The following is a 24,811-nucleotide window of genomic DNA, read 5'->3' on the forward strand; positions in this document are numbered from 1 at the left end:
TCCTTTATTTAGCAGATGGTGCGTCTTCAGAATATACGTAATCTAACCAGCCCCACTTATCTTCCGTGGTGCCGTTGAATAGGCCAAAGTAAGCTGCTTGAATGTCTTTCGTGATTGGGCCGCGTTTGCCTTCACCGACGGTGATTTGGTCGACGCTGCGTACGGGAACGATTTCTGCCGCCGTACCGGTCATGAAGATTTCATCAGCGAGGTATAGCGCTTCACGGGCAATATTTTCTTCCCGTACTTCGTAACCCATCTCATTTGCCAGCACCATGATCGAATCTCGGGTGATACCCGGTAGAATTGCGCTGGTGGCTGGTGGCGTGCGTAGTACTCCACCCTGAACCACAAAAATATTTTCGCCGGCGCCTTCGGACAGGTAACCGTCAACACTCAGGGCGATGCCTTCGGCATAACCGTGGCGGCGTGCCTCGCTGCCGACCAACAGAGATGAAAGGTAGTTGCCTCCCGCTTTCGCTGCGGTAGGAATGGTGTTTGGCGCGGCGCGGTTCCAGCTTGAAATCATCGCATCGACACCATTTTCGAGGGCTTCTTCACCGAGGTATGAGCCCCACGGGAAGGCCGCGACGATAAGATCCATTTCGGTTTCAACCGGCGGGCAGACACCTAAACCGACATTACCGACATAGCCCAATGGGCGAATGTAAGCCGATTCTAGTTTGTTGACGCGAATGGTTTCGCGACAAATTTTCATCAACTCTTCGGAGGTGTATGGAATAGGAAAACGATAAATCTTGGCCGAATTTTTCAGGCGATCCATGTGTTCCTTATGACGGAATACAATCGGGCCCTTTGGCGTGTTATAGCAGCGAATCCCTTCAAAAACCGAGGTACCATAGTGCATGGCGTGGGTAAGGACGTGAACGTTTGCCTCAGCCCAGGGAACCATTTCACCATTAAACCAAATATAATCTGCTGTGTTTGCCATATTGTGTTCCTTCCTTATGCACTAATCTCGGTTTTCCAATATTGTTGTTTCGACGGTGCGAATATCCCAAAGCTTTTCTATTTGATTGATAAGCGTAGTAATAGGACGATCACTGTCTACAATAATTTCGACACTCGCAATTTTGCTTTCATGATTTTGGGTCGCCACCACTTTTTTTATAATAAATCCGCGGTGACGGATAACGCGCAATACGCGTTCTAGTAATACTGGCTTATCATCCGCTTTGATGTCGAGTAAATATCTTTCCATTAGGTATTCTCCAGCATATCTTGATTGGCGGCACCCGGCGGGACTAACGGCCACACATTTTCTTCTTCAGAGATCAGAACGTGAAGTAGGTACGCTGTTTTACTGGCTAGCATCTCTTTTAAAGCGGGTTCAACTTCTTCTTTCTTGGTGATGGTTTTGCCCGGAATACCAAAAGCACTCGCCAGTACGACAAAATCAGGGTTGTCATCTAAGATGGTTTCGCTGTGGCGGCCATCAAAGAACAGCGATTGCCACTGTCTTACCATGCCCAGGCGCTGGTTATTGATCAGCACCATTTTTACCGGAATTTGCTTACGCTTTAACGTACCCAGTTCTTGCACATTCATCATGAATGAGCCGTCACCAGAGATCAGGATCGATTCATCATCTGGCCTGGCAACTTTAGCCCCCATCGCTGCGGGTAAACCAAAGCCCATCGTGCCAAGGCCGGCAGAAGTAATATAGTTTTGCGGCTGGCGAGGCTGGGTATGCTGCGCTGCCCACATTTGATGCTGGCCGACATCGGTTGAGATCATCGCGCTGTCAGGCATCATGTCTGAGAGTTGCTTCAGCAACAGTGGCGCATAAATAAGATCGCCCGGATGGTTATAGCGCCATTTGAAATCAGAACGCAAGCTTTCACTGTGCTGTACCCAGGGCGTGATGTCTTGTGATAGTTCTAACTGTGGCAGAATGACATTAATATCGCCGCGTAGCGGTGCATGAGCATGACGTAGCTTACCGAATTCTGAGGCATCAATATCTAAGTGAATCACTTTGGCATGCGGGGCAAAGGTATCCAGTTTACCTGTCACCCGATCATCAAAACGGGCACCCAAAACAATCAGTAAATCAGATTCTTGTACCACTAAATTAGCAGCCTTGGTGCCGTGCATACCGAGCATACCCAAGTAGTGCGGGTCATGACGTTCCACGGTCCCCAGCCCTTTAAGCGTACTCACCGATGGCATTGGATTTAGGCGTAAAAACGAACGGACAGTCTCGGTTGCTTTGGCCAGTTGCACCCCACCACCGACATAGAGCACCGGGCGCTGACTTTCAGATAAAATGCGCTGAGCTGCAGCGATCGACTCTGTTGTTGCCACGGGAATGGCGGGTGGTTCAACAAATGGCAGTACTTCAACGGGCGCTTGGGCGAGTTGAACATCTTTGGCGATATCAACAATAACCGGACCCGGTCGGCCTGCTTTGGCAACGATGAATGCCTCCGCTAACGTTGGGGCAAGATCGTTGATATCCGTGACGAGATAGCTGTGTTTGGTACATGACAATGACATCCCAATCACATCCATTTCCTGGAAGGCATCGGTACCGATATGCGAACTGGCGACTTGTCCTGTTATTGCCACCAGCGGGACCGAGTCAAGAAACGCATCGGCTAAACCGGTGACGAGATTGGTCGCCCCAGGACCTGATGTTGCCATGCAGACAGCGACATCTTGAGTTGCGCGAGCCATACCAATAGCAGCCATTGCTGCCCCTTGTTCATGACGGCAAAGAATGTGTTCGACACCACCATCATATAGTGCGTCATAGATTGGCATGATCGCGCCGCCCGGATAACCAAATACCGTGGATATCCCCTGTTGCTGCAGCGCTGTAACAACTAACTCTGCCCCTGTCATCGCTGCTCCCCTTTTCCTTGCTTGCGAGTTGCTGAAATCAGTCTTGCTGGTTCTTTCAGCATGTTTACGTCCTGTGTTTAAAAAAAAGCCCCCGAACCGGTTTGGTGCGGGGGCTTTCTGCGTTTGTTGTGTTTGGTGTTACCTTACGCCTGCCAGCCCCTCTCGCGGTGAAATAATCACCACGATGACGTTAATAATGAGTGCGATAGCTTTGGCGTTAAATGGCATCTACTGTCTGTCCGGTTTTTATTGTTTATTTGTTGCTCTTCCTAATTGGTAACACAGACATGGCTCGCATGACAAGGAAAAACTTGAGATTTTTTTGCAAATGATCTGCATAAATAGGCTATTTGTGAAACGAATTTGATGACTTTCATTAACTTATTTGTGTGCCATATTATCAGGATGATTAAAAATGCCTCTTGCCATTGTTCATAGCAGAGCTTGTGTTGGTGTTGATGCACCGGCCGTCACGGTTGAAGTGCATCTGAGTAACGGAATGCCCGCTTTCAATTTAGTCGGCTTGCCAGAGACAACGGTCAAAGAAGCCCGTGATCGGGTCAGAAGTGCCATTGTGAATACCAATTTTGAATTTCCTTCCCGGCGGATCACCGTTAATTTGGCTCCCGCAGATTTACCCAAAGAAGGGGGGCGGTTTGATCTGCCTATTGCCTTGGGGATCCTTGCCGCATCAGGTCAAATTCCAGCCAATAAGCTGCAAGATTATGAGTTTTTAGGTGAATTAGCGTTGTCCGGTGAATTGCGAATGGTCAAAGGTGCACTGCCTGCCGCTTTAGCGGCGATGAAAGCCGGGCGCTGTTTGATCGTTCCGGATGATAATGGTGATCAGGTAGCCCTGGTGGGTAAAGAGCAGCATAAATCGGCTGCTGGCTTATTAACGGTTTGCGCCCATTTGTGTGGTCAGCAACAGCTGCAGTTACACTATCGGAGTGAAACTGAAACCGTGCAGGAAGAGCCGGAATTCAGCCGTGATATGCAAGATATTATTGGTCAGCAACAAGGTAAGCGTGCATTGGAAATCGCCGCTGCCGGTGGTCATAATTTGCTGTTTCTGGGGCCGCCCGGGACGGGGAAAACCATGCTGGCATCACGGTTGTGTGATTTGTTGCCCGAGATGGATCACGAAGAGGCGCTGGAAACCGCAGCGGTTGCTTCGCTAACGCAACAAACCCTGCATGAAGGGAATTGGTTAAAACGCCCTTTTCGTACTCCGCACCATTCCAGTTCAATGGCGGCACTCGTAGGGGGCGGCTCTGTACCGAAACCGGGAGAGATCTCGCTGGCGCATAACGGTATTTTGTTTCTCGATGAGATGCCGGAATTTGATCGCAAAGCACTGGATTCGCTACGAGAGCCTTTAGAATCGGGTGAGATAGTGATTTCGCGCGCCACCAGCAAAACATGTTTTCCAGCCCGTTTTCAATTAATTGGCGCGCTTAATCCCAGTCCGACAGGTTATTATGAAGGTAATCAAACCCGGACCAACCCGCAGGCCATACTGCGGTATTTAGGCCGCCTTTCCGGGCCGCTTCTTGATCGGTTTGATATGTCGATTGAAATTCCCGCCCTGCCCCGTGGCACATTGGCTGAAGGCGGTGATCGTGGTGAGCCCAGTGAGGTGATCCAGCGGCGGGTTTTTCAGGCCCGGCAAGTGATGCTGGCGCGAGGTGGAAAAGTAAACGCCCTGTTATCGACCCGTGAGCTGGATAAGCATTGCGAATTAGCGAAAGCGGATGCACAATTTTTGGAAACGGCGTTGCACCAACTGGGCTTGTCGGTTCGCGCTTATCACCGGATCATCAAAGTGGCCAGGACTATCGCGGACTTGGCGGGTAAAGAGCAGATTGAGCGGGGGCATTTAGCGGAGGCACTCGGCTACCGCTCTATGGATCGGTTATTGAAGAGACTGACGGCGCAAGTGATTTAACCGATAAAAATAAAGGGCCCTCAGGCCCTTTATTATGCTAATCGGAAACTTACTTTTTCAACAGGAAATTGACCAGTTCAAAATACTCTTCAGTAGATTGAAGCTTACCCGCTTGTACCAGGTACTTGTTGTTCACGATAACTGCAGGGACACCAGTTAAACCACTGTCCTTGAAAGCTTTATTGGAGCGGTTTACCATCGAGTTAACGGCGAAGCTGTTGTAGGCACCATCAAAATCTTCTGCTGTCATACCCTCATCGATAAAGATCTGGCGGAGTTCCTGATCGTTGCGTGGGGGCATTTTCATGGTATGAACGCGGTTAAACAGCACCGGGAGCATCTTTTCTTCCACTCCCAGAACCACTGCCGTTGAATAGGCTTTACTCATGGAATTACCCATCGGGCCACCCATGAAAGAAACGTGATTCTTCTGCAATTTAGCGTTGTCTGGTAAGGTTTCTTTTAGTGCCTTAATGATCGGCTCAAAGCCATGGCAGTGCGGGCAGTAGAAAGAGAAGAACTCTGTCACTATCGGACTGCTTGATTTGGGCAGTTCCAGCACTTTGTAATGATCGCCTTCCGTAAACTTGGCCGCATGAACGGAAAATGACAGTAAGGCTGCGCTGGCTAGAGCGAGTAGTTTCTTCATCATGTCTAGGTGTACTCCCTGAGGTATTAACAGAAACAGCTCCTGGCTATTTCCTTTGTTATGAGTAGAACTTTTTATTGTTAGGATCTTACCATTGCGGCATCAGTTGCAGTGGCGGTTCATTTAAAGCGGCCAATTGTTCTTTAAATGAAAGCACTTGGCCTTCCCAGTATTTTGCATCTGCAAACCATGGGAATGCTCGCGGAAATGCCGGATCTTGCCAGCGTTTTGCTAACCATGCCATATAGTGCACCATTCTAAGACCGCGCAAAGGCTCAATTAGTTGCAATTCTTTGGGATTAAAATCAGCAAATTCGCTGTAAGCTTCCAGCAGAGTATCGAGCTGGGCCATTTGGTCGTGGCGATCGCCATTTAATAGCATCCATAAATCCTGCACGGCCGGGCCATTACGCGCATCATCTAAGTCGACAAAGAGTGGCCCGTCGCGCCACAAGATATTGCCGGGATGGCAATCGCCATGAAGGCGAATAGATTGCCAGTCAGTGTGCCAGTGCTGGCTGAGCTCGCGGATCAGTAAATCCAGATCGGAAAAAAAGACGGTTTTAAGATGGTCTGGAATAAAATCCGCGTTTTCTAAGATCTGGCGAGGCTGATGAAGGTATTCATCCAGCCCCATGGTGGGGCGATGGATAAAGCTTTTGCTCTGGCCTGCACGGTGGATACGGCCGAGAAAGCGTCCGACCCACTCTAGCTGGTCAAGGTTATCAACTTCAAACTGACGGCCGCCCAGGCTCGGAAATACCGTAAATCGGTGGTGCTGATAGTGATGCAAGGTTTCACCCGCAAAGGCGATAGGCGCGGCGATGGGGATTTCTTGTGTGATCAGCTCATGGGTAAAGTCGTGCTCTTCCTGAATTTGCTCATTGGTCCAGCGTTGCGGACGGTAGAATTTGACCACATAACGCTCGCCGTCTTCGGCTTTAAATTGATAGACGCGATTTTCATAGCTGTTAAGCGCCAGTAATCCTGATTCGGCTCGCACACCAACACTCTCAAGGGCGTCGAGCAATAAATCAGGAGTTAGATCGGAAAAACTAAAGCCTTGTTGTGTCATGGTGACCAATTCCGGAACCTAGGTAATTAAAGCGGTAGTATATCATCATATTGAAAAAGGGCCTGATTCGGCCCTTTTTGGATCATTGCGATACAAGTGGGTTAGCGAAGTTCGCCAATAAACCGGCTCTCGGTATGTAGCTGAATTCTGTCTTCACCCTCACCTTTTTCCAGAATAAAAGTGATATCTGCGATGGGGGTTTCTAATAAATAAGGATCAACCCCCAGGCTGATCGGTAAGGTATAAATTTCGCCTGCAGAAATGGTCACTGTTTTCTGGCCATACCATTCAACCTCTTCCAATCCATCTACGGCTAACGTGTAGGTGGTGTCCTGCTGGGTTTTATTGAGAATTTTCAAGGTATAGGTATTTTCTACCAGGCCTTCATTATTGATCCGGAATAACTGGTTACGGTCACGAAGAACATCCAGTCCCATTGGCTGCACTGAGGCGAGTAAGTATAAGAACAGGCCGGCCATGGCCACCATGACGGCACCATAGCCGAGCAGTTTAGGACGTAAAATATGGGTTTTATGTCCTTCCAGCTTATGCTCTGTGGTATAGCTGATCAGGCGAGTCTCATAACCCATGCGATCCATGGTCTGATCACAAGCATCGACACAGGCTCCGCAGTTAATGCACTCATATTGCAGGCCGTCACGAATATCGATCCCGGTCGGGCACACCTGAACACACAGATCACAGTCAATGCAGTCACCCAGCCCTAATTCTTTCGGATCTTTTTTACGCGGACGCGGCCCGCGTGCTTCCCCGCGTTCAACATTATAGCCAACGATGTAAGTATCTTTATCGAACATCGCTGATTGGAAACGGGCGTAAGGGCACATATGGATACAGACAATAGAGCGCATCCAGCCGGCATTGGCATAGGTGCAACCGGCAAAAAATAGTATCCAGAAACCGGCCCAGAAGCTGACATTAAAGGTGAAAAAATCGACAACTAATTCTTTAACTGGCAAGAAATAGCCAACAAAAGTGAGGCCGGTTGCCAGAGCAACGGTCCACCAGGCGGTATGTTTCAGGATTTTCCTGCCCAGCAATTTCCCTGTCATTGACAGGGAATCTTGCTTGCGGCGCTTATTCGCTGAGCCTTCGAGTCTTTCTTCAAACCAGATATAGATGAAGGTCCAGACCGTTTGCGGACACAAATAACCACACCAGACTCGCCCCAGAAAAGTGGTAACAAAAAACAGGCCAAAGGCCGCAATCATTAACAGGACGGCCAGTAGGGTTAAATCTTGTGGCCATAAGGTGGTGCCAAAGAAGTTAAATTGCTGTTGGCCAATATCCAGTAAAATAGCCTGGCGATCACCATAAGGGATCCACGGCACGCCCATAAAGAGCAGCATAAACAGCCATCCCATACGTTGGCGCAATTGCTGATAAATCCCTTTTACGGCGCGAACATAGATTTGATTACTTGGGTTAAAGCGATCTGAGGTGCCTTTGTGCGTCTTGGGATTAAATTGCTGTGGGGTGACATCCTTGATTTTAATTTTCTCTTGGCTCATGACATGACTTCCTTGGGTTTCCTTATACTGAATTAGCAAAAGGCTTCCGGCTCAGGTACGTTGCCTGACCGATATGTAAATTATAATAAGCAGATGTTATCAGTTGATTGTATAACACCTGTTTGGCTGATTGCTCTAACAAGGTCATAGTTTCAGCAATAGGTGAAGTTGATGGATTGGTTGATTGGCTATAACAGATGAGGCGAGAAATATGGCTGATCTGCTGATCAGCCATGAATAGATACCCAAGGGTGTAGCAGGATAAGTCTTATTTGATAATACCGCGAGCTCGTAAAATCGCGGTTTTGAAATCGTTTTCACAATCTTTCGCGATGCCCGGGATCATCGTTTTATCATCGCTGTTGCGCATTTTTAAATGATAAATCAGCACGTCATCGGTCAAATCTTCTAATTTACCTTCGTATTTTGCTTCTTCAGCCAGTTTGATGAGGAACTGAACCAGGTTGAGATCTGGGTCTTTTTTCCATTCAGGGTGGATCAATTCAATCAGTTCGTTAACGCGATGGGTTTTCATTTTTTCTCCACAATTCAGGCTGAGCTAGAAATATTGTTATATTTTATAGAAAGTGAATTATAACAAACTTAGGGGGGATACAAACGGTAACCGAGAGGTGATACGGCTAAAGGAGGCAAAAGACAGCGTTGGAAAAAGCGGGATGAACGAAAGGCAGCGAGGGTACCACTGCCTTTGAACGATAATACCGGTGAGGACTGGTATTAAGCGGCTTGCTCGTTATCTTCTGGGTTAACAGAGACAGGCTCGGGGGCCGGCATCGTGTGAACGTCTGCAACGTGCTGAGGCGCTTTTTTCGCTTTAAATCTTGGCGCAAAAGCGCTGCTGCGTAAACGAGATGGACTTCGAGGGGTGGTACTTACATACCTGACTGGGGATGCTGGGCGCATGATTTACCTATTGTCAGGCGCATCCGTGGCCAAAAATTAAAATCAATAAATCCGCCGGGGAAACCCCATAGGCAAAGCCCGTCCGGAACGGAGATACTGGGTTTTTCGTGTTATTTTCGGCGCAGAGAATAGCAACAAGCTAATGATAAGTCGAGCAAACTATGAGCACTTAATGAGGTGTTTTTCGTCAAATTTATGTTGAAAATAGAGAGAATGTACGGGCTTGTGTTGCAACTTTGAAGATAGGCGGTTTCACCGTCATGGCTTTATGGTGTAATGCAGCAACTATTATAAAAAGAGCCTGTGTAGAGAGGGTGAATGGAACACGATCAGCAGCGGTTAGTCGTTAATCGCAATTTGTCTTATAAATTAGCAGAATCAATCGGACGAGGTATATTACAGGGGGAGACGAAGCCTGGTGAAATTTTACCGGGAGAAGTTGAACTCGGTGAATTGTACGGCGTCAGCCGTACCGCAGTTCGCGAAGCGATCAAGATGTTGGCGGCAAAAGGTATGGTATTGCCCCGCCCGCGTATTGGTACCCGTGTATTGCCAAAGCGAAACTGGAATTATCTCGATCAGGATTTACTGGCCTGGTTGAATTTTGATGAGCACTCCGAATTAGTGGCAGAATTTCAGCAAGTACGACTCACCTTAGAGCCTGAGGCGGCGGCATTGACCGCGTTGAATGCCAGTGATGACGAGCGGGATGAATTACAGGCCCTCATGCAGGAAATGCATAGTCTGGGTGAGCATTTTGATCAGGATAAATGGATTGAAGTCGATACGCGTTATCATCAATTGATCTATTTTGCTTCCGGTAATCATTTTATCAGCCCGTTTGGTAATTTGTTTAAAGCGGTATTTGAAAACTACTTCCGCATAATTACCCGGGATCGGTTGTTGAAACTGGATATTCACCAACGTATCGTTGATGGCATTATCGCGCGAGATCCTGACGCGGCGCGCCGAGCCACGGTTGAGCTGCTAAAATAATTAACAGGGCTTTAGTGCGTTTTTTTCAAAAAAAGCATCAATGCTCAAGATGAGCTTGGGTTCATATTAGTAACCAGAGACCTTATTTTTAAGGCTGCTTTAAGTTGAGCTTACAACTGTAAGCTCAACTGTAAGCTCAACTGTGTCATACTGCTTATGTTTGAACATTAACTCTATTTTGGGATGGCAGATATGAATAAGAATATGGCGCCTAAGCCAGAATATTCGGCAGCTGAAGAAGTGGCTAATAGTATCAGCCATGGCTTCGGGATGATTTTTGGTATCGTTGGCCTGGTCTTATTGTTGCTTCAGGCGATAGATGCCAATGCCGATGCTCTGAGCCTGGCCAGCCTGAGTATTTATGGCAGCAGCATGATACTGCTGTATATGGCTTCCACCCTCTACCATGCGATCCCTTTTGAACGGGCCAAACGCGCCCTGAAAACCTTTGATCACTGTGCAATCTACCTGTTGATTGCCGGTACTTATACCCCTTTATTGCTGATTTCATTACGCACCCCGTTGGCCATCACGCTAATGACCGTGATATGGGGCTTGGCACTGATCGGAATTGCGCTGAAAATTATCTTTGTGTACCGCTTTAAACGCCTGTCGCTGGTGACGTATCTCACCATGGGCTGGTTATCTTTAATTGCGATCTATCAGCTGGCTTTGTCGCTATCGCATGGCGGCTTGGTTTTGCTTGGTTTAGGTGGGGTGATTTATTCGCTGGGTGTGGTGTTTTACGTTAACGAGCGTATTCCTTATAACCATGCCATCTGGCATCTGTTTGTGCTCGGCGGCACGATGTGCCATTTCTTTGCTATCTACTATTACGTCAAGCCGATTTAAACGGCAGGGTTCGGATGAAAAAAAGAGAGCGAATTCGCTCTCTTTTTTATGATTTCTAGTCGATTAGTTACGCCAGAAGGCTGGGAAGAACACCACTAAAACGGTCAGTATTTCCAGACGCCCCATCAGCATTCCAAAGCTCAGGACCCATTTGGCGAGATCCGGCAGTGTCGCAAAATTGCCGGTCGGGCCGATGACATTCCCCATCCCCGGTCCGACATTAGCAACCGCAGTGACGGCCCCGGTAACACTGGTTATCGGGTCTAACCCCAGCATGCCAAGTATGGCGGCAATCAACACGATCGTTATGATGAAGGTTAAGGCGAATGCGACAACCGAGCGGACGATGCTTTCTGTGACCGGACGACCGTTATAACGCTGGATGAACATCCCTGACGGGTGGATCAGCTGCATCATTTGTTTGCGCAATAAGGCAAAAGCGACCTGAAAGCGGAAGATTTTGATCCCGCCGGAGGTTGAACCCGAACAACCACCGACCAGCATAATAAAGGCAAAGATAATGCTTGGAAGTGGCCCCCAGGCGGTAAAGTCATCAAGGCCGAACCCGGTGGTGGTGATCACTGAAATCATGTTAAACAACGAAACCCTGAACGCATCGCTAAAGGCGTAATCCAGTTTCCAGGTTAACCACAATGCCACCACCAACCCTGCACCCAGAACCAATAACGTAAAGCCGCGTACCTGGGCATCGGCCAGTAGTGCGGCAGCACTTTTTTTCCGTAATACCTGGACGAAGAGCAGAAACGGCAAACCACCTGCAAACATGAACACAATGGCAACCCAGTGCGCACTGTTGGAAAAGTGATTCATTGAACCATCAGAGGTTGAGTAGCCTCCGGTTGATATGGTGGTGAACGCATGGTTAATGGCGTCGAAGGTGTTCATCCCTGTCATGATAAAACCGAGAATACACAGCAGAGTCAGGACCAGATAGACGAAAACGATATTCTTCGCCACGCTCTTGGTACGTGGTGAGCTTTTTTCTGACCAGTCTGATGATTCCGTCTGGAACAGGCGCATCCCCCCCACGTTGAGCATCGGCAGTATCGCGACCCCCATGACAATGAAACCGATGCCTCCGAGCCATTGCAAGGTGGAACGCCATAGCAGAATACTCGGTGCCATATCATCCAGACCGCTGAGTACCGTCGAGCCGGTCGTAGTGATCCCCGACATGGTTTCGAAGTAAGCATCGGTAAAGCTGATATGGTTGATAAACACGAAGGGTAATGCGGCAAAGGCACTGGCGATAGTCCACACCAGCGTGGTGATCAGGAACATCTCCCTGACCCCTAATTTAAACTCCTGGGTACGGCCAAATGTCAGGCACAGAAAAGCCACGGTATGTGTGATGAACACCGCAATGGCAAAATCGATAAACCCGCCGGTGCCGGTAAAAAAGGCGACCAGAGTCGGGACGTACATGAACAGGGCGATCTTAGATAAGACCAGCCCTATTACGAATATTATGGGGCGAAAATTGACCATAGTTTTTACAAAGAGAGTCTTACAAGAAGAAAGGACTTGGTTGGAATAGGCGTTCTACATCTGGGATATATTTCTTATCAACCAGGAACATCACGACGTGATCATCCTGCTCAATCAATGTGCGGTCGTGGGCAATCAGTACTTCATCGCCACGAACCACGGCGCCAATTGTGGTGCCCGGTGGTAGTTTAATATTACCAATGGCACGGCCAACAACTTTTGAGGTACTGGAATCACCGTGGGCGATAGCTTCAATGGCTTCAGCTGCTCCGCGGCGCAATGAAGAGACGTTGACAATATCGGCTCTGCGGACATGGGTCAGCAAGGCTGAAATTGTTGCCTGCTGTGGGGAGATCGCGATATCAATATTGCCGCCTTGCACTAAGTCTACATAAGCGCCGCGCTGGATCAGCACCATGACCTTTTTCGCGCCCATGCGTTTGGCGAGCATCGCCGACATGATGTTGGCTTCATCGTCATTTGTTACCGCAATGAACACATCAATTTGCTCAATATGCTCTTCGCTCAGCAATTCCTGATCTGAGGCATCCCCGCAGAATACGATGGTATTTTCCAGCATTTCTGACAGATTTTCTGCGCGTTCAGGGTTACGTTCAATCAGCTTAACACTGTAAGACTGTTCCAGACGACGAGCCAGCCCTGCCCCGATATTACCGCCGCCGACAATCATCAGACGTTTGTAAGGTTTCTCAAGACGTTGCAGTTCACTCATTACCGAACGGATATGGTTACTGGCTGCGACGAAGAAGACTTCGTCATCGGCTTCGATAATGGTGGTACCTTGCGGTCGAATTGGGCGTCCCTGACGAAAAATTGCCGCAACACGCGTATCGACATGCGGCATGTGTTCGCGCAGTGCCGACAGGGCATTACCGACCAGCGGGCCACCGTAATAGGCTTTAACGGCAACCAGGCCGACTTTATCTTCAGCAAAACCGACCACCTGCAGGGCGCCTGGATATTCGATCAAGCGTTCGATATACCCGGTAACCAGCTCTTCCGGGGCAATCAGGTGATCAACCGGTACGGCATCTGACTGGAATAACTGCTCTTTTTCTTTGAGGTATTCCGGCGATCGGATACGGGCAACCCGGTTGGGAGTATTGAACAGAGAAAAGGCTATTTGACAGGCGATCATGTTAGTTTCGTCAGAGTTAGTGACGGCAACCAACATATCGGCATCCTGAGCGCCAGCTTCACGCAAGGTACGGGGGTGGCTGGCAAAACCTTGTACGACCCGTAAGTCATACTTATCCTGCAATTCACGCAGGCGTTCCGGATCTTTATCAACGATAGTAATATCATTGTTCTCACCGACAAGGTTCTCAGCCAGTGTGCCACCGACCTGGCCGGCGCCGAGAATGATAATTTTCATAGCATGTGCCTGTATATTCTTCTGTGTAGGTTACTACGCTTCTAACTCAAGAGCATAATGATATGTTTTGAGTTAGAACGATTTAGGCTTTTGGGAGTACGCTTTGGTGTTAGCTTTTTTGCAGTACAGCGTAGTAGAAACCATCCATGTCTGATTCACCCGGTAAGATCTGACGACCAGGTTGCTCCATATCGCTATCAGCTTCTTGCCCTCGATTGATCAAGGTTGCATCGGCTGTGCGTGCAAGGAATGCTTTCACTTGGTCGCTGTTTTCTTGTGGCGTAATAGAACAGGTCGCATACACCAAGGTGCCACCAGGTTTTAGTTGTAGCCACATTGCATCAAATATTTCTGCTTGAAGCACAGCCAGCGCATCAATATCGCTTGCGCGACGTAACCACTTAATATCTGGGTGACGACGAATGACCCCGGTCGCTGAACAAGGTGCATCAAGTAAGATACGGTCAAACTTTTCACCGTGCCACCAATCTGCAGGGTAACGCGCATCGGCACATAATACTTTTGCCTCGAGCTTTAGGCGTGCAAGGTTTTCATAAACACGTGTTAAACGTCGTTCATCACAGTCAATGGCAACCACTTCAGCGGTTGGTTGGCGTTCCATGATATGGGCCGTTTTACCACCGGGTGCTGCGCAACAATCGAGGATTAATTCACCGGCTTGTGGTTGCAGGTAATCAACAGCCAATTGTGCGGCACCATCTTGGACTGATGACCAACCGTCAGCAAAACCTGGTAACTTGCTCACATCACAAGGTGACAATAAACGTAGCGCATCAGCGGCTTCCGGGTGTAATTCGGTTTCGATACCCGCTTCATCAAGAAGCTTGCGGTATTCATCTCGGGTGTGGTGCTGGCGGTTTACCCGTAACCACATAGGTGCTTTGGTATTATTTGCTGTAACAATCGCTTCCAGTTGTTCCGGGTAGCTTGCTTTAAGCATTTTTAATAACCAACCTGGATGACCGTATTTACCTGCGTCATGGCTGATTGATTGTGCATCTAATGCTTCTTGCTGGCGTTGGTAGTTACGCAAAATGGCATTAATTAAACCGCGTAGCTGGGTTTTCTTGAGATCTTTGGTCGCATTAACGGTTTCAGCGACTGCCGCGTGAGCGGGAATACGCATGTAGCCTAGTTGGTACAAACCCACCAGAATTAAATGGTGGAATACACGTTGTTTACCTTTCAATGGTTTATCCATTAGCTGTGTCGTAATGGACTCTAAACGTGGCAACCAGCGTAGTACGCCGTAGCAAATCTCTTGCAGCAAGGCATGGTCACGATCTCGAATGTGCTGCTGGGCTGCAGGTAGTGCTGCTGAAAGGGATTGCCCCTGATCAACAACCTGATAAACAACTTGGGCTGCTGCGGCTCTTACGTTCATACGTATTTCCTGAAATTGGTTTCCACGTAGCCATTCACCATCTTGCTACTTCGCTCAATAGCGGCATCGAAAGCGCTCCATTATACTGATACGTTTTGTATCAAAATGGCACGCTCTCGATACCGTTATTGAACTCAATAGCGTCGAGTTGAACCGCTACAGGCAGAGTAGTTACATTTCTCAATGATCTGGAAAAGAAAAAAGCCAGTGGCTGGGCACAGGCTTCAGACTTCAAAATTACAGTTCGGTGCCTGGTTCAAACCACTCTCGGCGTGAGTTGAGTAAATCTTGCGCTTTCATCGCTTTCTTGCCAGGAGGTTGAAGCTCCGTAAGGCGTAATACACCTTTTCCGGTCGCGACAGCAATGCCTTTCTTGTCTGCTGACAAAATCGTCCCCGGGATTTTACCCTGGTTGTCATCTTCAGAAACGGCTTGCCACACTTTGACATTCTGCCCGGCAACTTCAAAGAAGCTCATCGGCCATGGATTGAAGGCACGAATGCAGCGCTCAATGGCGACGGCATCCATGGTCCAGTCAATCTTTGCTTCTTCTTTGCTTAATTTCTTCGCGTAGTTTGCCAATGCATCGTTTTGCTTTTCAGCAACCGCAGTACCAGCGGCAATATTGGCTAAACAATCAATCAATGCATCAGGACCGAGCCCTGCCAATTTTTCATACATGGTTGCGCTGGTGTCAGTGGCTTCAATGGGTAAGGTTTCGATGCTCAGCATATCACCGGTATCGAGGCCTTCGTCCATCTGCATGATGGTGACACCCGTTTCCTCATCACCCGCCCAGATGGCGCGCTGAATAGGAGCAGCTCCACGCCAGCGTGGCAAGATTGAGCCGTGAACATTGATACAACCCAGTTTTGGGGTATTCAGCACCTCAGTTGGTAGTATCAGGCCATACGCCACGACTACCATGATATCGGCGTTTAAGGCAGACAGTTCTTGCTGGGCTTCTTCATTGCGCAGCGATGCGGGCTGGTAAACCGGAATATCATGCTCTAAGGCGATATTTTTAACCGGGCTGGCGGTTAATTTTTTACCGCGGCCTGCAGGACTGTCCGGCTTGGTGTAAACGGCGATAATTTCATGCTGTGAAGACAACAACGCCGCCAGATGACGGGCGGCGAAGTCAGGTGTACCAGCAAAAACAATACGTAACGGTTTGCTCAAGGTAACCTCGAATGATTAATTTTTGTCGTTAAAACGCTTCAGTTTTTCTAGCTTTTGCTTGATACGCTGGCGCTTCAGTGGCGACAGATAGTCTACAAAAAGTTTTCCAGCCAGATGGTCAAGTTCATGCTGCACACAGATAGCCAGCAGATCATCGGCATCAAAGCTAAATTCATTACCATCGCGATCAAGGGCTTTTACTGTCACTTCCGCAGCTCGCGGAACCAGAGCACGGGCACCGGGAACAGATAAGCAGCCTTCTTCGATACCATCTTCACCGCGCTTGTCGGTGATTTCTGGGTTGATCAGCACCATGGGTTGGTCGCGTTCTTCAGAAATATCAATCACAACAATGCGCTGATGAATGTCAACCTGGGTTGCAGCCAGGCCAATACCTTCTTCGTCGTACATGGTTTCTAACATGTCATCGACAATTTTCTGGATTTCAGGTGTGACGGTTTCTACGGGTTTGGCGACAGTGCGTAAACGCTCATCAGGGAATATTAATACTTGCAATACTGACATAGATACTCGAAAAAATTGAACTGTGCTGAAAATGGAAATAGCTTACTTGCTCTAATTCTAGTCATTTTAAAGATCAAATAACAGCACCTAACGGGATTACATTGTTGGTTATAAGTATCAGTGGCAAGGATTCTTGGCATAAAAAACGCAATATTCGGGGCTCTGAAGGTGACTTGATCTGTTAGCACCGAGCCAAGTTGTTTCATTACGGCTGGAAATTACATCACGAAAAGTTGAACTGTGCCGTAAAGCTCCAGAAGCCAAGACTGGGACCGTAGACATATCAGAATACCAGTGCCAATCTGTGATGCCACACGACCCAAGGAAGGCACAACATGAGGCAACTTCTTATATTATTTATTCTCATTTTGCTTGCTCCCGGAAGCTGGGCAAAATCAGCTCAACCTCTTGTCAGAGCTGATGTTGATGATGTTTATATTGTGAAGAAGGGAGATACGTTGTGGGATATATCATCTCATTTTCTCGCTAATCCCTGGTTGTGGCCAACGTTATGGCAGGCGAACGCTTATATTGCCAACCCCCATTTGATTTACCCGGGCGATCAGTTGCATCTGGTATGGGCCGATGGTCAGCCTCGGTTACGGTTGAAGAAAACGGTGAAATTATCACCAAGCATTCGGGTTACACGCTCACCTATAACGACTTTACAACAGCAGCTTATTTTTCCTTATCTGGCTGAACATCAATTGATCACCCCACCAAATATGACAGAGCTCCCCCGTGTGTTGGGAACCAGTGATGAGCGGGGCTATATGGTGAAAGGTGACACCGTCTGGGTCGATACCGCGCTTGATATCGGTGAAAAATGGTGGGTGTATCGCCCCGAAACTGATTTTGTACGCAAAGGCGTTCAGCAAAAGAATATTGTTTCATTACAAGAGATTGCCAAGCTGGAAGTCACTGCACGAAAAGGCCAGTTAAGCCTGTTGAGTGTGGTCTCCTTCCGCCAGGAAGTTCATCAAAATGATCTCTTGCTGCCAGCACCTCATTCAGGATCCCCGCCGGCGATGACGTTTTCTCCATCGGAATCTACGGTAGATATTCAGGCCAGCGTGTTAGGCCACCTTGACGGACGAGGTTATATCGCGACTTCGCAGGTTGTCGTACTGGATCGCGGCCACTTAGATGGCCTGATCGCGGGCAATGTACTGCAACTGTATCGTCCTGGCGCGAAAGTGATGGGGAATAAGGGACGTTACCATTATCAAACCGACAGTAAAATCGGCCAGAAGCATCAGCTGAGTGATATTCATATTGGTGAAGTCATGGTGATCCGCCCTTATGACTATTTTAGCCTGGCGGTGGTAACCCGCAGTACCGAACCATTCCGTGCCGGTGTTCAAGCGCAGCCACCGCATCGCGTTATTTATGAGTGACGAATTGGAACGTTGGCTGATCCTGGCTGCGGTTCCGTATTTAGGCGGCAATCGGATCAGTAAGCTCTTACAACATGCGACTCCTCATCAATTGCTCACGATGCCCGCTGAACAATTACGGGTAATTGGACTCTCAGATCAACAGGTTCATGCCCTCCACCACCCTAAACGCCAGCGTATTGATGCCTGTTTGGCTTGGGCAGAGCAAAGTGAACAATCGATTCTAACGCTGGATTCACCGTATTATCCTGCGCTTTTAAAAGAGATAGCTTCTGCCCCCCCATTGTTGTTTGTACGTGGTGAAACGCACTGGTTGCGCGAACCACAGCTAGCGGTTATCGGCAGCCGCTCTGCCAGTATCGATGGTCGTGAGGCGGCGTATCATTTTTCTGCCGCGTTGGTGGCTGCCAATTATGTGGTCACCAGTGGTTTAGCTTTAGGTATTGATGGGCAGGCACATTACGGGGCACTAAAGAATGGCGGAGCGACGGTTGCTGTATTGGGGTCAGGGCTGAATCATATCTACCCTGCCCGGCACCGTGACTTAGCCCGTCAAATTACTGAGCAAGGCGCACTGGTTTCTGAGTTCTGGCCGGATGAAAAACCGCGGCCACAAAATTTCCCGCGTCGAAATCGAGTGATCAGCGGGCTGTCAGTTGGCGTATTGGTTATAGAGGCGGCAGAAAAAAGTGGTTCGTTAATTACGGCACGCTATGCGCTTGAGCAAGGACGGGAAGTCTTCGCGTTGCCAGGCTCGATTCAAAATCCAGCCAGTCGTGGTTGCAATGCCTTGATTAAATCTGGTGCTAAACTGGTAGAAAGTCCGGTCGATATCTTTGAAGAGGTGGGAGCTCTAACAGAATGCGCAATAAGTAACCAAATGAACTTGTCATTGCCACAACTTGAAAATGAAGAATTGCCATTTTCAACGGTGTTGGCTAACGTAGGCAATGAGGCAACACCCGTAGATGTAGTTGCTGAACGCTGTAAACAACCCGTACATGAAGTTATGATGCAATTGTTGGAATTAGAATTGCACGGTGTTGTCACTACAGTACCCGGTGGTTATATCAGAACGAGGAGGGGCTAGTCATGATGGATATTCTAATGTACCTGTTTGAAACCTATATCCACAGCGATGTGGAGCTATTGGTTGATCAGGATGAGCTTTCCGATGAGCTTAGCCGTGCTGGATTTCATCAGGATGATATCTATAAAGCTCTAACGTGGTTAGAGAAACTTGCAGCACTGCAAGATACCGAAGATACGCCTTACATGAACGATAGTGCGGTCACGTCGATACGTGTTTATATCCCGCAGGAGATGGCACGTCTGGATGTAACGTGCCGTGGCTTCTTAACCTATCTGGAACAAATTCACGTCTTAAGCGCCGATACCCGTGAAATGGTTATTGATCGTGTGATGGAGCTGGAAACAACAGAATTTGTTTTAGACGATTTGAAGTGGATCATTTTGATGGTGCTGTTTAACGCGCCGGGCAATGAAAATGCCTATAGCCAAATGGAAGATCTGCTCTACGGCGCAGAAGACGGTTACATTCATTAATTACCTATAACCCTGCCCTAGCGAGTGAAAATGTTGTATGGCCGGTAAAATTAACGACCAGTTATTTAGTGCTCATGAGCACGCGTTAGAGCAAGAACAATCCTGCCCGAATTGTGGTGGTACGTTGGCGACGCGCTATGGCAAGCGCGGCCCTTTTCTTGGGTGCTCGAATTATCCTGAGTGTGACTTTATACGCCCGAGAAACCACAACGATGGCCACATTGTTAAGCACCTTGGTAAGCCTTGCCCGCAGTGTGAAGACGAACTGGTATTACGGCAAGGTCGTTTTGGGATGTTTATTGGTTGTGCCAGCTTCCCAGATTGCCAGCACATTGAGCCGTTAGAGAAAAAAGCCGACGATACCCAGATTTTGTGCCCCGATTGCCACAAAGGTCACCTCGTTCAGCGTAAGTCTCGTTATGGAAAAGTCTTTTATGCCTGCGATCAATATCCAGCATGTCGTTTTGCAGTGAACAACAAACCTGTTGCTCAGCAATGTGAAGAATGCGGATTCCCTTTGTTAACAGAGAAAAATCTCGCCAGTGGTACTAAACTGCAATGTGCCGATAAGAAGTGTCACCATATCCAATCATAATCGATCTCGATCTCTCTGAAAATTCCGCTATAATGCTGACGCAATCGTTTACGTCACTTAAATATAGAAGGAATGCTGATGACTAAGCCATTTGTTGCTGTTTTGATGGGATCAGATTCAGATTTGCCGGTAATGCAGGCAACGCTTGATGTTTTAAAGTCTTTTGAAATTACTACAGAAGTGAAAGTTACGTCGGCTCATCGTACACCTGCAGCAACTCACGCCTATGTGACGGATGCTGAAGCGCGCGGTTGTGGCGTATTTATCTGTGCGGCGGGTTTAGCTGCCCACTTAGCGGGTGCTGTAGCGGGTATCACCACATTACCGGTAATAGGTGTGCCGATCGATGCTGGCCCGCTTCAGGGGATGGATGCACTGCTGTCAACGGCAATGATGCCAGGCGGTGTGCCAGTGGCGACTGTTGCTATTGGTAAAGCGGGCGCGAAAAATGCCGGTTACCTGGCGGCACAAATTCTGGCTACGGGTGATAAAGAACTCGCACAAGCGGTGAAAGCGGAGCGTCAAAAGAACGCTGAATCAGTCATCGCGAAAGATGCTGCTTTACAAGAGCGTCTAAAGGGTTAAATAATAGCCATGAATTCAAGAGGCGCTCTCTTTAGAGCGCCTTTTTTATTGCTTTGAATATGGTTATTGATGAGGTCGATATGGACAACTTGCAACAAGTTGTAGCTGCGTTAAAAGACGGTGAAGTCATTGCTTATCCGACTGAGGGTGTGTTTGGAGTGGGTTGCGATCCTGATAATCAACAAGCGGTCGAAAAACTATTAACCTTAAAACAGCGCCCTGTTGAAAAAGGATTGATCCTGATTGCTGCTGATTATCAGCAGTTGTTGCCTTATATTGATGATAGCCAGCTGACTGAACAGCAAAAGCAGAAGATTTTTGCGACCTGGCCTGGCCCTGTTACCTGGGTAATGCCAGTGAAAAAAAATGTACCTGCTTTTCTGACCGGGCAATTTAACTCAATCGCGGTACGTGTCAGTGATCATCCTTTAGTACAACAGCTCTGTACTCACTTTGGTAAACCTATCACTTCAACCAGTGCTAACCTAACAGGGCTGCCGCCGTGTAAAACGGCCACTGAAGTCTATGATCAGTTGGGCAAATATCTAAGTGCTATCTTAGAGGGTGAGACTGGCGGGCGAGAAAATCCGACTGAAATTCGTGATGCATGCAGTAACAATGTGCTGCGCCAAGGCTAGCAAATGGCAGTAAGGCCCGTTACGACCTCACAAGGAGAAATGATGGAACATGTCGATAAACATGCTGTAAAAGCCTTTTTACTCTCACTTCAGGATAGAATCTGCCAGAGTCTGGAATATCAGGATGGCACGGCAACATTTGAACAAGATGAGTGGCAGCGCGAACAGGGTGGCGGCGGACGCAGCCGTGTATTGCGTAATGGCAGCGTGTTTGAGCAGGCGGGTGTCAATTTCTCTCATGTTTTCGGCTCCAAAATGCCGGCATCGGCGACTGCGCACCGTCCTGAGCTGGCGGGGCGTAGTTTTGAAGCAATGGGTGTTTCTTTGGTGATCCACCCTAACAACCCGTACATCCCGACCTCTCATGCCAACGTACGTTTCTTTATTGCCGAGAAAGAAGGCGAAGCACCGGTATGGTGGTTTGGTGGTGGTTTTGATCTGACCCCTTTTTATCCGTTTGAAGAAGATTGCCAGCACTGGCACGATACCGCGAAAGCAATTTGCGCCCCTTTTGGTGAGGATCTTTATCAACACCATAAAGAATGGTGCGATCAATACTTTTATTTACCGCACCGTAATGAAACCCGCGGTGTTGGCGGTCTGTTCTTCGATGATCTCAATGAGTGGGGGTTCGAGCAAAGCTTCGCGTATCTACAGGCCGTTGGTAGCGGTTACTTAGACGCTTACTTACCCATAGTCGACAAGCGTCAGCATACTCCATACGGTGAACGTGAGCGTGAATTCCAGCTATACCGCCGTGGTCGCTATGTGGAATTTAATCTGGTTTATGATCGCGGTACCCTATTTGGCCTGCAAAGCGGTGGCCGTACAGAGTCGATATTAATGTCGATGCCGCCATTGGCCCGCTGGGAATATTGCTATGAGCCGAAACCGGGATCGCCAGAAGCCAACCTCTATGAGAATTATCTTAAGCCGTGCAATTGGTGATCGTATTAACTGTTTGAGCTTGAGATAGTGCAGTGATAGGGTCGATTTATCGACCCTTTATTATTTTGGACAGAAATTTACATGGATAAGTACGTCGTTTTCGGTAACCCCATAGGCCAGAGCAAATCCCCTTTCATTCATACATTGTTTGCCCGTCAAACTGCCCAAGCGATGACGTATACCGCTGAGTTGGTACCCATTGATGGATTTGTTGCGGCCGCAGATGCTTTTTTTGCTTCTGGTGGGCGGGGTTGCAATATCACTGTGCCCTTTAAAGAACAGGCCTACCTGTATGCGACTCAGCTAACTGAGCGTGCAAAGTTGGCGGGTGCCGTGAATACGTTAAAAAAGCTCGATGATGGTGCCATTGTAGGTGACAACACCGATGGTGAAGGTCTGGTACAAGATTTACTGCAAAATCAGGTAGAGCTGTCTGGCAAGCGGATCTTATTAGTCGGTGCTGGTGGTGCAGCCCGGGGAGTTATTCTCCCTTTGCTGGCTCAAAAGCCTGAAGCAGTGGTCATTACCAATAGAACCCCAGCAAAAGCCCAGCAACTGGCCGATATCTTTTCTGCTTATGGGGCTGTTTCTGCGCTTGGACTCAATGATGCCAATGAGCCGGAGTTTGATGTCATTATCAATTCCACATCAGCCAGTTTAAGTGGGCAGTTACCTGGCTTATCAGATAGCCTGATCAAGCCGCAGATGACTTGCTACGATATGGTGTATGGATCCGATGTGACGGCCTTTAATCAATGGGCTCATGAATTGGGTGCCGGAAAGGTGCTTGATGGCCTGGGGATGTTGGTTGGTCAGGCTGCTGAAAGTTTTATGGTGTGGCGAGGTATTCGCCCCGGAGCGAAACAGGTCCAACGCGAACTTCGACGCGCATTACAAGATTAAGTGGAACAACAATGAATCAAGATATTTTATTTGCTGACATCCAAAGTTGGGATAACGATAAGCTGGCCGTCAACTTTCCTGCGCAACAGGCAGGTGCATTAATCATCTGTTGGGTGAGCCTGCAATGGCTTCAGCAGAAAACAGCGCAAAAATTAACAAAAGAATCGGATATATTAGCAATGTTTTCTGCCAATCGTTTCGATTTAGAAGAATTGGCAGAAGCACTGATTGAGGACGAAGCGTTTGATAGCGAGGGACATATCCTTATTGATTAAGGGTTCTCATTATCAGCAAGGTACTCATTCTTCAATCTGACATAGTTATCAGCAGAAGCAGGCAGAAAAGCGCGCTCCTTCTCATTAAGCGGACGTGCTTGTTTTACCGGGCAGCCTTTATAGAGGAAACCACTCTTTAATGTTTTGCCTGGTGGAACTAAGCTTCCTGCACCAATGATCACATCATCTTCGACGTTCGCACCATCTAATAAGATAGCCCCCATTCCCACTAAAACTCGATTGCCAACCTGACAGCCATGCAACATTGCCTTATGTCCAATAGTGACATCATCGCCAATAAGTAAAGGGTGACCATCCGGTTTATCGGCTGTCTTGCGAGTGACGTGCAAAACCGTACCATCTTGAACATTGCTACGAGCACCTATTTTTATCTGGTTTACATCGCCCCGTGCGGCGACTAATGGCCAGATACTGGCGTCATCACCTAATTCGATATCGCCAACGATCACTGCTGAACTATCGATATAGGTATTTTCACCAAGTGTTGGCGTTATTCCTTTATATGATCTGAGAGCTGAATGCATGAAGTACACCTTACTGAAGTCATTTTTTAAAAGAATAGCGAAGTCATGATGTGATTTGCACCGACAAACCGGGCATTTGAACGATAATTGCGCACCCGGATAGAAATGACGAATTTATTTCAAAACACCCCTTGCCAATGTGATCGAACTCTCTATAATGCGACCTCACTGACACGGAGCACGGCGATAAGCCAGCAACGAATCAGTATGTTCTTTAACAATTTGACCATGCAATCTGTGTGGGCACTCGTGAAATGATTCGTCGAAAGATTTATCAATGAACTGAGTGACCAAACGATGTAGTTACTGCAGAGTAATTATATTGGCACAGTCAATTTACGTTTCGCTCTTTCTTCTCGAAGAAGGGGTTGAAACAGAAAATCAGTAAAAATCATTGAGCCGTTCCGAAAGGAACAACAAAACTTTAATTGAAGAGTTTGATCATGGCTCAGATTGAACGCTGGCGGCAGGCCTAACACATGCAAGTCGAGCGGTAAC

At 48.1% G+C, this 24,811-nt stretch carries 27 protein-coding genes and 1 rRNA gene; 13 read left to right on the forward strand and 15 right to left on the reverse strand.

What is annotated here, in order from left to right; all coding sequences use genetic code 11:
- Positions 1-4 precede the first annotated feature (4 nt).
- From ilvE to ilvG, 3 genes are read right to left on the reverse strand one after another with little or no spacing between them, the layout of a single operon-like run.
- The gene (ilvE, locus tag L4D76_RS17650; RefSeq protein ID WP_428442201.1) at positions 5-952 is read right to left on the reverse strand and encodes a branched-chain-amino-acid transaminase; all 948 of its coding nucleotides are present in this window, start codon (positions 950-952) and stop codon (positions 5-7) included.
- Between the two features lie 21 nt (positions 953-973).
- A complete protein-coding gene (gene ilvM / locus L4D76_RS17655; RefSeq protein ID WP_428442202.1) occupies positions 974-1,222 on the reverse strand; it encodes an acetolactate synthase 2 small subunit in 249 nt (82 codons plus the stop codon).
- Positions 1,222-2,868 carry an acetolactate synthase 2 catalytic subunit gene (ilvG, locus tag L4D76_RS17660; RefSeq protein WP_428442203.1) on the reverse strand — a complete coding sequence of 549 codons (1,647 nt, stop codon included), beginning with the start codon at positions 2,866-2,868 and terminating at the stop codon, positions 1,222-1,224. Before ilvG ends, ilvM begins: the two co-directional genes overlap by 1 nt.
- Positions 2,869-3,283: 415 nt before the next feature.
- On the opposite strand from ilvG, the gene L4D76_RS17665 reads away from it, so the two are divergent.
- Positions 3,284-4,816 carry a YifB family Mg chelatase-like AAA ATPase gene (locus L4D76_RS17665; protein ID WP_428442204.1) on the forward strand — a complete coding sequence of 511 codons (1,533 nt, stop codon included), beginning with the start codon at positions 3,284-3,286 and terminating at the stop codon, positions 4,814-4,816.
- A 49-nt stretch (positions 4,817-4,865) separates the two neighbouring features.
- Here L4D76_RS17665 and L4D76_RS17670 read toward each other — a convergent pair whose 3' ends face one another.
- From L4D76_RS17670 to L4D76_RS17695, 6 genes are all read right to left on the reverse strand, one after another.
- Complete coding sequence (locus L4D76_RS17670; protein WP_428442227.1) at positions 4,866-5,465, reverse strand: thiol:disulfide interchange protein DsbA/DsbL; 600 nt, start codon at positions 5,463-5,465, stop codon at positions 4,866-4,868.
- Positions 5,466-5,553: 88 nt separating this feature from the next.
- A complete protein-coding gene (locus tag L4D76_RS17675; protein WP_428442205.1) occupies positions 5,554-6,540 on the reverse strand; it encodes a serine/threonine protein kinase in 987 nt (328 codons plus the stop codon).
- Between the two features lie 101 nt (positions 6,541-6,641).
- Positions 6,642-8,072, reverse strand: a complete 1,431-nt coding sequence (ccoG, locus tag L4D76_RS17680; protein ID WP_428442206.1) for a cytochrome c oxidase accessory protein CcoG — start codon at positions 8,070-8,072, stop codon at positions 6,642-6,644.
- 22 nt (positions 8,073-8,094) lie between these two features.
- On the reverse strand, positions 8,095-8,307 hold the full coding sequence (locus L4D76_RS17685; RefSeq protein ID WP_428442207.1) for a hypothetical protein: 213 nt from the start codon (positions 8,305-8,307) through the stop codon (positions 8,095-8,097).
- 33 nt (positions 8,308-8,340) lie between these two features.
- Positions 8,341-8,607, reverse strand: a complete 267-nt coding sequence (locus tag L4D76_RS17690; protein ID WP_107285103.1) for a YihD family protein — start codon at positions 8,605-8,607, stop codon at positions 8,341-8,343.
- A gap of 203 nt (positions 8,608-8,810) precedes the next feature.
- Positions 8,811-8,996, reverse strand: a complete 186-nt coding sequence (locus L4D76_RS17695; protein WP_428442208.1) for a hypothetical protein — start codon at positions 8,994-8,996, stop codon at positions 8,811-8,813.
- A 318-nt stretch (positions 8,997-9,314) separates the two neighbouring features.
- Between L4D76_RS17695 and L4D76_RS17700 the strand changes: the two genes are divergently transcribed.
- Positions 9,315-9,992 (forward strand): FadR/GntR family transcriptional regulator, encoded by a 678-nt coding sequence (locus tag L4D76_RS17700; protein ID WP_428442209.1) that lies wholly within the window; start codon positions 9,315-9,317, stop codon positions 9,990-9,992.
- 192 nt (positions 9,993-10,184) lie between these two features.
- Positions 10,185-10,844 (forward strand): PAQR family membrane homeostasis protein TrhA, encoded by a 660-nt coding sequence (gene trhA, locus L4D76_RS17705; protein ID WP_428442210.1) that lies wholly within the window; start codon positions 10,185-10,187, stop codon positions 10,842-10,844.
- Between the two features lie 63 nt (positions 10,845-10,907).
- Here the strand turns inward: trhA and L4D76_RS17710 are convergent, their stop codons facing one another.
- From L4D76_RS17710 to def, 5 genes are all read right to left on the reverse strand, one after another.
- Positions 10,908-12,353 (reverse strand): TrkH family potassium uptake protein, encoded by a 1,446-nt coding sequence (locus L4D76_RS17710; protein ID WP_428442211.1) that lies wholly within the window; start codon positions 12,351-12,353, stop codon positions 10,908-10,910.
- Between the two features lie 19 nt (positions 12,354-12,372).
- Positions 12,373-13,764 (reverse strand): Trk system potassium transporter TrkA, encoded by a 1,392-nt coding sequence (gene trkA / locus L4D76_RS17715; protein WP_428442228.1) that lies wholly within the window; start codon positions 13,762-13,764, stop codon positions 12,373-12,375.
- A gap of 94 nt (positions 13,765-13,858) precedes the next feature.
- Positions 13,859-15,154 (reverse strand): 16S rRNA (cytosine(967)-C(5))-methyltransferase RsmB, encoded by a 1,296-nt coding sequence (rsmB, locus tag L4D76_RS17720; protein WP_428442212.1) that lies wholly within the window; start codon positions 15,152-15,154, stop codon positions 13,859-13,861.
- 237 nt (positions 15,155-15,391) lie between these two features.
- Positions 15,392-16,336 carry a methionyl-tRNA formyltransferase gene (gene fmt / locus L4D76_RS17725; protein WP_428442213.1) on the reverse strand — a complete coding sequence of 315 codons (945 nt, stop codon included), beginning with the start codon at positions 16,334-16,336 and terminating at the stop codon, positions 15,392-15,394.
- A 15-nt stretch (positions 16,337-16,351) separates the two neighbouring features.
- Positions 16,352-16,861, reverse strand: coding sequence for a peptide deformylase (gene def / locus L4D76_RS17730; RefSeq protein ID WP_428442214.1), 510 nt, complete (start codon positions 16,859-16,861; stop codon positions 16,352-16,354).
- 335 nt (positions 16,862-17,196) lie between these two features.
- On the opposite strand from def, the gene L4D76_RS17735 reads away from it, so the two are divergent.
- From L4D76_RS17735 to L4D76_RS17775, 9 genes are all read left to right on the forward strand, one after another.
- A complete protein-coding gene (locus L4D76_RS17735; protein WP_428442215.1) occupies positions 17,197-18,258 on the forward strand; it encodes a LysM peptidoglycan-binding domain-containing protein in 1,062 nt (353 codons plus the stop codon).
- A complete protein-coding gene (gene dprA, locus L4D76_RS17740; RefSeq protein ID WP_428442216.1) occupies positions 18,251-19,348 on the forward strand; it encodes a DNA-processing protein DprA in 1,098 nt (365 codons plus the stop codon). The genes L4D76_RS17735 and dprA overlap by 8 nt, the downstream gene beginning before the upstream one ends.
- Before the next feature lie 2 nt (positions 19,349-19,350).
- Positions 19,351-19,824: a DUF494 family protein gene (locus L4D76_RS17745; protein WP_428442217.1), complete on the forward strand. Its 474-nt coding sequence runs from the start codon at positions 19,351-19,353 to the stop codon at positions 19,822-19,824.
- A 37-nt stretch (positions 19,825-19,861) separates the two neighbouring features.
- Complete coding sequence (locus L4D76_RS17750) at positions 19,862-20,419, forward strand: DNA topoisomerase family protein (protein ID WP_428442218.1); 558 nt, start codon at positions 19,862-19,864, stop codon at positions 20,417-20,419.
- A 78-nt stretch (positions 20,420-20,497) separates the two neighbouring features.
- A complete protein-coding gene (purE, locus tag L4D76_RS17755) occupies positions 20,498-21,004 on the forward strand; it encodes a 5-(carboxyamino)imidazole ribonucleotide mutase (RefSeq protein WP_428442219.1) in 507 nt (168 codons plus the stop codon).
- An 80-nt stretch (positions 21,005-21,084) separates the two neighbouring features.
- Positions 21,085-21,642, forward strand: coding sequence for an L-threonylcarbamoyladenylate synthase type 1 TsaC (gene tsaC / locus L4D76_RS17760; protein WP_428442220.1), 558 nt, complete (start codon positions 21,085-21,087; stop codon positions 21,640-21,642).
- A 42-nt stretch (positions 21,643-21,684) separates the two neighbouring features.
- Positions 21,685-22,590: an oxygen-dependent coproporphyrinogen oxidase gene (hemF, locus tag L4D76_RS17765; RefSeq protein WP_428442229.1), complete on the forward strand. Its 906-nt coding sequence runs from the start codon at positions 21,685-21,687 to the stop codon at positions 22,588-22,590.
- An 81-nt stretch (positions 22,591-22,671) separates the two neighbouring features.
- A complete protein-coding gene (gene aroE, locus L4D76_RS17770) occupies positions 22,672-23,493 on the forward strand; it encodes a shikimate dehydrogenase (protein ID WP_428442221.1) in 822 nt (273 codons plus the stop codon).
- Between the two features lie 11 nt (positions 23,494-23,504).
- On the forward strand, positions 23,505-23,768 hold the full coding sequence (locus L4D76_RS17775; protein WP_428442222.1) for a DUF1488 family protein: 264 nt from the start codon (positions 23,505-23,507) through the stop codon (positions 23,766-23,768).
- Here the strand turns inward: L4D76_RS17775 and L4D76_RS17780 are convergent.
- Positions 23,765-24,313, reverse strand: a complete 549-nt coding sequence (locus tag L4D76_RS17780) for a gamma carbonic anhydrase family protein (protein ID WP_428442223.1) — start codon at positions 24,311-24,313, stop codon at positions 23,765-23,767. The genes L4D76_RS17775 and L4D76_RS17780 overlap by 4 nt on opposite strands.
- 425 nt (positions 24,314-24,738) lie before the next feature.
- Between L4D76_RS17780 and L4D76_RS17785 the strand changes: the two genes are divergently transcribed.
- A 16S ribosomal RNA gene (locus L4D76_RS17785) occupies positions 24,739-24,811 on the forward strand; the annotation flags it as partial.

It is taken from the genome of Photobacterium sagamiensis, assembly GCF_050337085.1.
Lineage (GTDB): Bacteria > Pseudomonadota > Gammaproteobacteria > Enterobacterales > Vibrionaceae > Photobacterium > Photobacterium sagamiensis.